Below are 2079 nucleotides of genomic sequence, written 5' to 3'. Positions count from 1 at the left end.
TCCCTCGCAACAATCGCCGCATGCGAGCCGAGCCCACCGGCGTCCACCACAACCGCGGCTGCCCGCTGGAACAGCGGCGTCCAGGCGGGGTTGGTGTACGGGCAGACGAGGACCTCTCCGCTGCGCAGCCGTCCGAACTCTGCCGGCGTACGGATCACACGAACCGGCCCGGTTGCTTGGCTGCGGCTGGCTGCAGTGCCGGAGACGAGGACCCCTTCCATCTGGCGACCGGGTGCCTCGGCCAAAGAGCAAAGCCGGATCGAGCAACGGGATGCCTTCGAGTTCTCTCCGCTTCGCCGCCCGAGCCAGAACCAGCGGCCTGAGACGGTCGCGGAGCGAAGCCGGCAGCGCGCCGTCGTCGTTGTCTGTGATGGACTCAAGTTCCTCGAACCGCAGGTGATGGATTTCGTCCGGCTCCTCGAGCACCCCGGCGAGCACCAGCCGGCGGCCGAGTTCCCGGTACGCCCGGCGGATCGGCGGTATGGCCTTGGTGGCGTAGAAATGGCTGTCCTCGCGGAACGCCATGCCGGCTTGGGCGGACTCGACGGCGGCGAGCACCCTCCGCCGTAGCGGTTCGAACCGGAGAGCCGGGTGGCGTTTCAATTCCGCAAGCGCATTCCCGGCCTGGTCCGCTTTTAGGGGCCGCTCTCCCGACATGGCCTTGACCAGCCCAAGGACCACTTCGGGGGCATCGGACCACGTGGGCGAACTGCTGAGGACAACGCTCGTGGTTTCACGGTGGCCATACTCGAGTTGGAACGCGTCGAAGGCCTCACGGAATGCACGATGTCCGGATTCTTTTTCCAGCAGCCCAAGGATTTCGCGAGGGTCCGACTCAAGGAGCGCGCGCGACAGCCCGGGATCGTCCGCCGCGATGGAAGCGAGCCGCTCAAGTGCCCGGTTTGCCTGGCTCGTCCGGGTTTCCGCCCCAGCGATCAGCGAGGGCGCAAGCTTGATCTTGCCCAGGAGCAGAAGCATGAAACGCATCTTCAGCACCGGCACCGGAATGCCGGGCAGGTAGGAGACCCTCAAATCCGTGATGCCCTGCATCGCCGCGAAGCATTCCCGGGCAAATGCAACAACCGCACTCCACCGCAGCGGGCCGAGGTCCTTGCCGTTCAGCCTTTCAATGTTGTCGATAAACAGGGAGAAACGTGGATCCCGGGTCCAGTTGGCGGCTTTGAACCGCCTCGACCGGTGCAGCAAGGACACCGGCGCGGCAAACGTCCGGATGGTTGGGCGCGGGACGGGTGGGATGAGTTGCACCACCACTCCTTCCTCCTCCGGCAGCAAATCCTCCACCGAGGGGAAGACCACGCCCACGCTCCCGGCCATGCCATGCAGCATGGCAAGGATTCCCCGGCTCATCCATCCGGATACATCCAAGGGATACGGCCGCGCCTGGAACATCTCGATGAAGAACGGCCCCACCCGACGTTGGACCGCGTTGAGGACGGGCGGTTGGGGCGGCAGCGCGGTCATCGGCCTCGACTGCAGCATGTATAGCGTGCCGCCTGCCGCCGCCCACTCGATGTCCTGTGGCCGGCCGAAATGCCGCTGGGCCTTCTTTCCCAGCGTTGCCAAATCCGCCAATTCCTCCGCGGCGAGCCCGGGCGTCGCTCCTTGCGTGCCGGAGCTTTCTTGGGTGCCGCCGCCCTCGGCCGCGCTGATCACCACCTCGCGGCCACCGGGCGTGAAACTCAGCACTTTTCCCGAACCGTCCAAGACGTAGTGTTCCGGCGTCACCCTCCCGGAGACCACGGCCTCCCCCAGCCCGGGGTTCGCGTCCACCACCATTTCGCTGCGCTCGCCCGTGACCGGGTTCGCCGTAAACAGGACGCCCGCCATGGCGGCCGGTACCATTTTTTGCACGACGACGGCGATGGCCACCTCGTGCGGATTGATCCCCTGCCGTCGCCGATAGGCCATGGCCCGGTCCGTCCACAAGGATGCCCAGCAGTTGGCGACCGCCTGGACTACGTTGTCCCCGCCTTGCACGTTGAGATACGTGTCCTGTTGGCCGGCGAACGCGGCTCCCGGGAGATCCTCCGCCGTGGCGCTGGAGCGGACCGCGACCGC

1 protein-coding gene and 1 pseudogene are annotated in these 2079 nt (G+C 66.5%); both read right to left on the bottom strand.

The window, feature by feature from the left end:
* Positions 1–221, bottom strand: a 221-nt coding sequence (locus tag AHiyo1_RS25555) for a PEP-utilizing enzyme (RefSeq protein ID WP_253257282.1), incomplete at its 3' end; no start/stop codon positions are given.
* Positions 222–1479: 1258 nt separating this feature from the next.
* Positions 1480–2079 (bottom strand): annotated as a pseudogene (locus tag AHiyo1_RS25550) (PEP/pyruvate-binding domain-containing protein); the annotation flags it as partial.

The organism is Arthrobacter sp. Hiyo1 (assembly GCF_001263615.2).
Lineage (GTDB): Bacteria > Actinomycetota > Actinomycetes > Actinomycetales > Micrococcaceae > Arthrobacter.
Note: the sequence above shows the minus strand (reverse complement) of the source record. Positions and strands in the feature narration are given on the sequence as shown.